An 8,871-nucleotide genomic window follows, 5' to 3' on the forward strand; every position below is an offset into this window, starting at 1 on the left:
CCCACCTCCCCACACCCCACACCCCACACCCCACACCCCACTTCCCCAACCTGATTGAAACAAACAACCTGTCACCACGATCATTGATAATGTATGTTGAGTTACTGTCTTTAATAAGGTAATGTTTAAGAAATTCCCCCCTCACACCCCGCTCATTCTTGGACTAGGTTCTGGGGTTGCGCTTTTTACTCTCACCAGTCTCTTTCTCTTTCACCCGAAAATTCTCGCTTGGCTCGATCGCAATAGTGCTTCGGTTCCTAGCCAAGATCCTAACCAACCCTCTGCCGTAGTTGATAGCGCTTCCTTACCACAAACCGAGCGAGATGTCAAGTTAAGAGATGTTGCTGATGCCAATGCGCCCTCTTTAGATCGTAGTCGCGCCCGCTATCTCTTGGCTATGGATTTATTGAGAAAATATGAAGGGGGTCCGGCTTTAAAACAATTAGAAGGCTTAGAAAAACAATATCCTGTCCTCGCTCCCCAGATTCTCCTCAAACAGGGACGCGCCCACGAATTAAGCAATGATAGTGAAAGAGCGCGAGAAATTTGGCAAAAATTACTGGAAACCTATCCCCAATCGCCCGTAGTGGCGGAAGCTTACTACTCTTTGGGCAAATACGACCCCAGTTATCATGAGAAATTGCTTAAGGAATACCCCCGACACCCGCGTACTTTGGCTTTAATTCGCCAACGTCTTCAAGAAAATCCCGATCAATTTCCCTTATGGTTACAGTTAGCCAAGGCTAATCCTTTTGATCCTACCCTCAATCAGGCCCGCAATCGTTTGGTGAAAGACTACGCCGAGCAGTTAACTCCGGCGGATTGGGCAATGATTGGGGCAGGTTATTGGCAGTCGGGATTGTACGAAAAAGCCTATAAAGCCTACGCTAAAGCCACTCCTAGCCCCGAACAAGCCTATCGTTACGCCCGCGGGCTACAAATTGCCAAAAAACTGCCAGAAGCTCGCAGCGCTTACCAAAAATTAATTAAAACCTATCCCCAGGCCTCAGAAACCGGGTTAGGATTACTGCGACTCGCCCAAATTTCTCCTAACCGCGATGCTATAGCATATCTCGATCGCATTGTCAAGCAATTTCCCGATCGCGCTCCGGAAGCTTTGGAAGCGAAAGCCAAATTACTGGACTCAACTAATGCCCAGGCCGCTAGTCAAACATGGCAGACTTTATTAAATAAATACCCAAAATCTGACGAAGCCGCCGATTATCGCTGGTTAATGGCCCAAAGAGCCGCTAAATCCGGCGATTACGCCAAGGCGTGGCAGTGGGCGCAGCCAATTGCGGTTAATAATCCCGATAGTCAAATTGCCCCGAAAGCGGCCTTTTGGGTGGGAAAATGGGCGCAAAAACTGGGCAAAAACCAAGAAGCAAAACAAGCTTTTACCTACACTATTTCTCGTCATCCCCATTCCTATTATGCTTGGCGCTCGGCGGTTTTATTAGGTTGGGACGTGGGGGATTTTACCACTGTCCGCTCCTATAATCCTACCACCGTCAAACCCGCCACCCGTAACGATACTCCCGCCGGTTCGGAAGCTTTCAAGGAACTATATCGCATTGGTGAAGATACGGACGCGTGGAATCTCTTCCAAGCAGAAATTGTTGATCCTTGGAATTTAACCGTTGACGAACAATTTAACCTCGGTGTCTATAAACTCTCTCGCAATCAAAATTTAGAAGGAATTAACCTGATTTGGCGCTTGCGAGAAAGAGATACCCCAGAGGAAAGGGAAGCATGGAAAGTCCTGCGACAAAATGATAAATACTGGCACGCTTTATTCCCTTTCCCCTACTACGATAGCATCCTGGAATGGTCAAAAGATAGACAATTAAATCCCCTGCTAGTGACAGCTTTAATCCGGCAAGAATCCCGCTTTGAAAAAGAAATTCGTTCTCCTGTGGGGGCAGTGGGATTAATGCAAATTATGCCCGATACGGGTAAATATATCGCGGGTAATACTGGCAATAAAAGTTATTCTTTAACTAATCCCGAAGATAACATTATGATGGGGACATGGTATCTCGATTATACCCACGGCAAATTCGCCGGAAATTCACTTTTTGCTGTGGCTAGTTATAACGCTGGACCTGGGGCAGTTTCTAAATGGAAACAGCGTTTCGATTTTAGCGATCCCGATGAATTTGTCGAGAATATTCCCTTTAGAGAAACTAAGGGTTATATAGAATCGGTGTTTGGTAATTATTGGAATTATCTCCAGATTTATAACCCCGAAATTCAAGAGCAAATGAAGAGAGTTGCTAACCCTTCCTAGTTGATTAATGGGGATAGGTGATTAACTCATTCCCTTAAGTAAGTAGGGAGGCACAATTATTTGTAGGATGGGTTAGCGGTAGCGTAACATAATCGGGCGTTGGGTTTCATGATTCAACCCAACCTACGTTCTTAATCCCCCCTTAATAAGGGTGTGCCGATCCCCCCTGCCCCCCTTGATAAGGGGGGTGCCGATAGGCGGGGGGATACCCCTTAATAAGGGGGGCATCTGACAGTTTTTAACACCTAGCTACTTACTAACTTTTTTCCTGATTATGCAATCATTTAACTGGCAAACCGTCGATCAAAATTCTCCTTTTACTCGCCTAGATTTTCGGACAAAATTAACCATGATGATCGTGGTTACTCTCATCGCTTTTACTTGGGAAAGTCCCCTCGCTGGCGGTTTTCTAACTCTTATTGTCGCTTTAGCTTGTCTCTGGGCGGGGGTAAAATGGTCTTATCTTCTCACTATTTTAAAATTCATGGCTCCTTTTTATCTATTCTTATTAATTACCATGGGATTTTTTAATGTGGAACAGGTAAAAACTTTAACGGGAAAAACTGAATTAACTCCCTTATTAACTGTCGGTTCTAATAAAATGACTGTGGAGGGAACCCTCTACGGTTTAAATGTGATCTTTAAAACTCTCACGATGGTTTTAATTATTCCCCTCGCTATTTTTACCACCGATATAAATCAGATGATGGTGAGTTTAACTAAGGCCAGAATTCCTTACAAAATAGTCTTTATTTTTTCCTCTACCCTGCGTTTATTTCCTCTCCTAGTAGAAGAATCTCGATCGATTATTTCTGCTCAAAGATTACGAGGATTAGCAATAGAAAAAATGGGTTGGTTACAAAAAGGAAAAATTTACGCTTCTATCGCTGTACCTTTAATTTTAAACGCTATGGCTAAATCGCAAAAATTAGAGGTAGTTCTACAAGCTAAAGCTTTCTCTGGTGATCCCGATCGCACATTTTTACAGGAATCAATCTTAACCAATAAAGACTATTTATTAATTATTGGCTTTCTATTTTTATTGGTTTTGGCAATTATTCTCTATGTAAAATTCGGGGTGGGAAAATTTGCCTGGTTGTTTTAAGCTCAATCCCTATTGTAAGTAGTTAGGTGTTAAAAACTATCAGTTTCCCCCCTTATCAAGGGGGATCCCCCCGCCTATCGGCACCCCCCTTATCAAGGGGGGCAGGGGGGATCGAACCCAAAATCTATCTTCAATTTAATTCTAACCAGCTACTTATAGCTCGATCGATCTGGGTATATAAAGCTTCTAAATCCCCGGAATTGTCCAAAACAATATCAGCTAAGGCAATTTTTTCGGCTAAAGGCATTTGATTATTAATCCGAGTGATCGCTTGTTCTCTGCTTAAGTTATTCCTAGTCATTAAGCGTTGAATTTGTTGCTCAAAACCGCAGGAAACCACCCAAATCTCTGTGACTAAATGGGTTAGTTTGGCTTCCAATAATAAAGGAACAGAAAAAACAACTATCGGGGCTTCTAACTGCTCTAAATGCCGCTTAAAACATTCTCTAACGTAGGGATGAATCTGACTTTCTAACCAGATTTTTTCCTCGGGATTATTAAAAATAATCTCTCCTAACTGTTGGCGATTAAGGGAATTATCCTCAGTTTTAACTTTTCTGCCATAACGCTGAAAAATTCTCTCTAAAATTGCCGAACCTTTTTCCACTGCTTCCCGGGCATAAATATCCGCATCAAGGACAGGAATTTTGTAGATATTTTCTAAATAATTGGAAACCGTGGATTTACCACAAGCTATTCCCCCTGTTAACCCGATAATTCTTCTCGACATAAATTATTAAATTGCTAATCTCAATTAAGGTGCGTTACGCGCTCGCTAACACACCCTACGGTTATAAACTCTCTATCTAAGGTGCGTTACGCGCTCGCTAACACACCCTACGGTTATAAACCCTCTATCTGTTGTAAAACTCTTGCTTGTACTTGTTGATAGGCAGTTTCCACATCTCCTAAATCGCGACGAAAACGATCCTTATCGAGAATGCGCGCTTGGGCATCCTCTTGGGTTTTATCCCAGAGACGACAGGTATCGGGGCTAATTTCATCACCTAGATAAATTTTGCCCGTTTTATCAACTCCAAATTCTAACTTGAAATCGACGAGAATAATCTGGCACTTATCGAAAAATTCTTGCAGATATTGATTGATTTGCAGGGCTAAATCTCGTAACTGATTGACTTGCTCCTCGCTGGCAATATCGATCACTTTTATGCGATCGGGCGTTAACAAAGGATCGCCTAAAGCATCGTCCTTGAGATAAAATTCTACAAGAGGAAAAGGTAAAACTTTCCCCTCCTTTAATCCCGTTTGCTTGCACAAACTCCCGGCAGCGATATTTCTGACTACTACCTCCAAAGGAATAATTTTAATCGCCTTGACGCGCATTTCCCTAGAACTAGGGCGATCGATATAATGGGTAGGTATTCCTAGGGATTCTAACCATTGAAATAGGGCAGTGGAGATAGTACAGTTAATTTCTCCTTTACCGACAATTTGCCCGCGTTTTTGGGCATTAAAAGCGGTGGCATCGTCTTTGTAATAAGTGAGGAGAATATCAGGATCATCGGTTTGATAGAGAATTTTGGCCTTACCTTCATAGAGTTTTTCCATAGTTATCATCCTCGGCAATTGATAAACGAAAATCGATGGTTAATCAGATAGTGGCGGCAGTAAATTTTGGCGATCAACCCAGGCAAAAAGTCTCTATCATTGGGTAGATGATCGTTGAGAAAAATAATGTATAATTGCAGCTTAAAGATAACTGTCAACATTTGACGATCGAACCTTAACCTATAACCAAAAAGTGTCACGATACCAGGGGTCAACTTTTGGCGAATCAGCCAAGTTTTTACTTAAATCCTCAATCATAGCCAACAATTGATATTATCTCCCATTACCATTACCGAAAAATCTAAAGAAATTCCGAAAAATTACCCGCCGTCGCCCTATGAATCAGAATCCTCCTAACGATGATAACCCGAATCTCCCCGATCGCCGCAAGGAGGATTTTCTCTATCCTCGCGCGCCCTACTATGGGGAATTTAAGCCAGAAAACTTGCTATTTAACGCCAATTTACAGGAATTTGCCCAAAAAGTCAGTTTTATTTGTAATCTGGAAACGGGGGGCAAAATCAGTTCTCTAGAAGCCTATCAAAAAATTAAAGCCCTCTGGAAAGACTTAAAACAGAGCAAAAAAGGCCTAGGCATTGGGGAAAATCCCTTTCAAAAAGATGACGATACCTAAAGGATAATCAAGAAAAATCTCCTGGGTTGCTCAAAAATGCTGGGACAGAAATATTTTCTGCCCCATAGAATGAGATGAGCAAACGCTTAAAAATTACCGTGATTTTGGATGGCACTTTCTAATTTTGCCACCACTTCCTCGACGCTAATTACCCCTAAATCGCCCGTGGCACGGGTGCGAATACTTAAACTATTACTTTCCATTTCTTTTGCCCCCACCACTGCCATCACGGGAATTTTTGCAGTTTCAGCATTGCGAATCATTTTACCCAAACGTTCGCCACTGGTATCGGTTTCGGCGCGAATTCCTAACAATTGCATTTTCGCTGTCACCTCTTTAGCGTAATCCAATTGAGTATCACTAACCGGTAATAATCGTATCTGGACAGGGGCTAACCAAAGAGGAAAATCCCCCGCGTATTCTTCGATTAAAATACCGATTAAACGTTCCAAAGAACCAAAAGGTGCGCGATGAATCATCACCGGACGTTTACGATTACCATCTTCAGCAACATATTCTAGTTCAAAACGTTCGGGTAAATTATAATCTACCTGTACCGTTCCTAACTGCCATTCTCTTTCGAGGGCATCTTGGAAAATAAAGTCTAATTTTGGACCATAAAAAGCCGCTTCTCCGGGGGCTTCAAAATAATCCATCCCCAAAGTTTGCACCGCTTTTCTAATCGCTGATTGTGCCTTTTCCCAAGCTTCATCGGAACCGATATACTTATCCGATTCGGGGTCACGAAAACTCAATCGCGCCTTAAAATTCTTTAATTGTAAACTCTTAAACACCGTCAAAATTAAATCAACAACGCTTAAAAATTCCTTGTCTAATTGTTCGGGAGTGACAAACAAATGGGAATCATCGACGGTAAAACCGCGAACTCTAGTTAACCCCCCCAATTCTCCCGATTGTTCGTAACGATAAACTGTACCAAATTCTGCCAAACGCATCGGCAATTCCCGATAGGATCTCAAATCACTTTTATAGATTTGAATATGAAAAGGACAGTTCATCGGTTTAAGCACAAATCCTATTTCCTTACTAGCAGATTCCTCATCGTCTGCCATCATGGGAAACATATCTTCTTTGTACTTTTGCCAGTGACCGGAAATTTTAAACAAATCGACGCGAGCAATATGGGGAGTAACTACGGGTAAATAACCGCGTTTTAACTGTTCTTTTTTCAGAAAATCTTCTAACAAAGAACGAATTAAAGTTCCTTTCGGTGTCCATAAAGGCAACCCTGGCCCGACAGAATCAGAGAAAATAAATAAACCTAATTCTTTGCCTAATTTGCGATGGTCACGTTTGAGTGCTTCTTCCTTACGGCGCTTGTATTCGGCTAATTGTTGGGGATTTTCCCAGGCTGTGCCGTAAATGCGCTGTAATTGGGCTTTATTCTCATCCCCACGCCAATAAGCACCCGCTACCGTCTCTAATTCGATCGCTTTTGGGTCTAGTTCGCTTGTATTATCTAGATGCGGACCGGCGCACAAATCCCACCAAGCGTCACCAAGATGATAGAGGGTGATGGGTTCTTGAATTCCCGCCAGAATTTCCAGCTTATAGACCTCATTAATCGCTTTAATGCGCTTTTCCGCTTCTTCCCGAGAAACTTGCTCGCGAATCACCGGCAGTTTTTTATTGATAATTTTGACCATCTCTTTCTTGATGTCCTTGAGATCCTTATCGGTAAAAGGTTCCGGCACATCAAAATCGTAGTAAAATCCGGTTTCAGTCCAAGGCCCGATAGTAACTTGGGCTTTCGGGAATAATTTCTGCACCGCCATGGCCATCACATGGGAGGTGGTGTGACGAATTCGCTTGAGGTGGTCGGATTCGCTGGTTTTCGGTAGTTTAATCGGGGCTTGGTTATCCATATCTCTTCAATTTACACCTTCTCTATTCTCTATTTTAATAGTAAAAGGAGTCTTTAGTCAGGAAAAAAATCAGGATAGATATCAATGCCATTTCCCCTCATCTCTAACCTCTAACCCCTCATCTCTATTTCTCGATGAAAAAACTAATTTTATCCTGTTTATTTTTGGGATTGGTTGCTTGTAATGCCTCGGTTAATACCACTGATAACCAAAAACCCAAGGTAATCTCCACCAGCACAATTATCGCCGATTTAACCGCACGAGTAGGCGGTGAAGAAATTGACCATCAAGACATTTTAAAACCAGGGGATGATCCCCACGTTTATGAACCAGTTCCCGCCGATAGTGTGGCTTTAGAAAAAGCCGATTTAATTCTCTATAACGGTTATAATCTCGAACCGGGGTTAATTAAAATGATCGATTCTACGGCAGTTAAAGCGAAAAAAGTGGCTGTGGGAGAAGCCATTACACCTTTACAACTGGAAAAAGAGGGGCAGAAAGTACCCGATCCCCATGTTTGGGGTTCGGCAAAAAATGGCATAATCATGGTGAAAAAAATCCGAGATCAATTGATTGAATTAAGTCCCGAAGATAAAGAGATTTTTACTGAAAATGCCGCCCAATTAATCAGGGAATTAGAAAATCTTGATCGCTGGATTACTGCGGCTATTAAAACTATCCCCCCTTCCCAAAGGCAATTAGTCACCACTCATGACGCTTTTCAGTATTATGCTCATGCCTATGGTTTAAAAGTTGCAGGAACTTTAATTGGCATTAGTACCGAAGAACAACCTAGCGCCCAAACGGTGAAAAATTTAGCCGATGCTATTAAAAATCTCCAGGTTCCTGCTATCTTTGCCGAGACCACTATTAATCCCGCTTTAATTACCACTGTAGCCGAAGAAGCGGGGGTGAAATTAGCACCACAACAATTATATTCTGATTCGATCGGTGCGGTGGGTACTGGGGGGGATAGTTATGTAAAAATGCTGAAAGAAAATACTCGCTCGATCGTGGAATCTTTAGGGGGAAAAGTACCCGAATAAAAATAAATAATTGGGGGTAGTGGGGAAGTGGGGAATTTAGGTGATGGGGGTGCGTTACCCTAGGCTAACACACCCGCAAGAGATGGTTATCTATTTCCCAAATCCTTTACCGCGATTGACAGCAGGTAAAATGAGACAATTGTTAATCTGTTCTTTTAGGGTTTCATGATCGAGATTTTGACCGATAAGAACTAGCTGATTTTTCGGAGTACCTTTCCATTCGTCATCTTCGAGAGTGAAACGTTTACCACTAAGGTGGAAAATATGACGTTTAGGACTCTCATCAAACCAGAGAATACCCTTAGCGCGGAAAACGCTTTCCGGTAACTGATTATCGAGGA

General features: G+C 42.4%; 8 protein-coding genes. 4 read left to right on the plus strand and 4 right to left on the minus strand.

Annotated elements, in window-relative coordinates:
• Window positions 1-121 precede the first annotated feature (121 nt).
• Both PX481_RS07355 and PX481_RS07360 read left to right on the plus strand, forming a co-directional pair.
• Window positions 122-2,290, plus strand: a complete 2,169-nt coding sequence (locus tag PX481_RS07355) for a lytic transglycosylase domain-containing protein (RefSeq protein ID WP_288094172.1) — start codon at window positions 122-124, stop codon at window positions 2,288-2,290.
• 274 nt (window positions 2,291-2,564) lie between these two features.
• On the plus strand, window positions 2,565-3,395 hold the full coding sequence (locus PX481_RS07360) for an energy-coupling factor transporter transmembrane component T family protein (RefSeq protein WP_002764144.1): 831 nt from the start codon (window positions 2,565-2,567) through the stop codon (window positions 3,393-3,395).
• Between the two features lie 130 nt (window positions 3,396-3,525).
• On the opposite strand, the gene coaE is transcribed toward PX481_RS07360, so the two are convergent.
• Together coaE and purC are read right to left on the minus strand one after the other, a co-directional pair.
• Complete coding sequence (gene coaE, locus PX481_RS07365; protein ID WP_004159597.1) at window positions 3,526-4,125, minus strand: dephospho-CoA kinase; 600 nt, start codon at window positions 4,123-4,125, stop codon at window positions 3,526-3,528.
• Between the two features lie 113 nt (window positions 4,126-4,238).
• Window positions 4,239-4,964 (minus strand): phosphoribosylaminoimidazolesuccinocarboxamide synthase, encoded by a 726-nt coding sequence (gene purC, locus PX481_RS07370; RefSeq protein ID WP_288094174.1) that lies wholly within the window; start codon window positions 4,962-4,964, stop codon window positions 4,239-4,241.
• Window positions 4,965-5,301: 337 nt separating this feature from the next.
• Here purC and PX481_RS07375 point away from each other — a divergent pair, with 337 nt between their 5' ends.
• On the plus strand, window positions 5,302-5,598 hold the full coding sequence (locus PX481_RS07375) for a DUF7219 family protein (RefSeq protein WP_002743720.1): 297 nt from the start codon (window positions 5,302-5,304) through the stop codon (window positions 5,596-5,598).
• An 86-nt stretch (window positions 5,599-5,684) separates the two neighbouring features.
• On the opposite strand, the gene thrS is transcribed toward PX481_RS07375, so the two are convergent.
• Window positions 5,685-7,484: a threonine--tRNA ligase gene (gene thrS / locus PX481_RS07380; protein WP_004159593.1), complete on the minus strand. Its 1,800-nt coding sequence runs from the start codon at window positions 7,482-7,484 to the stop codon at window positions 5,685-5,687.
• 134 nt (window positions 7,485-7,618) lie between these two features.
• On the opposite strand from thrS, the gene PX481_RS07385 reads away from it, so the two are divergent.
• Complete coding sequence (locus tag PX481_RS07385) at window positions 7,619-8,530, plus strand: metal ABC transporter solute-binding protein, Zn/Mn family (RefSeq protein WP_288094176.1); 912 nt, start codon at window positions 7,619-7,621, stop codon at window positions 8,528-8,530.
• Window positions 8,531-8,620: 90 nt separating this feature from the next.
• On the opposite strand, the gene PX481_RS07390 is transcribed toward PX481_RS07385, so the two are convergent.
• Window positions 8,621-8,871, minus strand: a 251-nt coding sequence (locus PX481_RS07390; protein WP_288094178.1) for a GTP-binding protein, incomplete at its 5' end; no start/stop codon positions are given.

It is taken from the genome of Microcystis sp. M53603_WE2, from assembly GCF_030065435.1.

Excerpts from the sequence above, each read along its gene's own strand:
- PX481_RS07355 (WP_288094172.1), top strand. The coding sequence starts at position 122 with ATGTTTAAGAAATTCCCCCCTCACACCCCGCTCATTCTTGGACTAGGT.
- PX481_RS07360 (WP_002764144.1), top strand. The coding sequence starts at position 2,565 with ATGCAATCATTTAACTGGCAAACCGTCGATCAAAATTCTCCTTTTACT.
- coaE (WP_004159597.1), bottom strand. The coding sequence starts at position 4,125 with ATGTCGAGAAGAATTATCGGGTTAACAGGGGGAATAGCTTGTGGTAAA.
- purC (WP_288094174.1), bottom strand. The coding sequence starts at position 4,964 with ATGGAAAAACTCTATGAAGGTAAGGCCAAAATTCTCTATCAAACCGAT.
- PX481_RS07375 (WP_002743720.1), top strand. The coding sequence starts at position 5,302 with ATGAATCAGAATCCTCCTAACGATGATAACCCGAATCTCCCCGATCGC.
- thrS (WP_004159593.1), bottom strand. The coding sequence starts at position 7,484 with ATGGATAACCAAGCCCCGATTAAACTACCGAAAACCAGCGAATCCGAC.
- PX481_RS07385 (WP_288094176.1), top strand. The coding sequence starts at position 7,619 with ATGAAAAAACTAATTTTATCCTGTTTATTTTTGGGATTGGTTGCTTGT.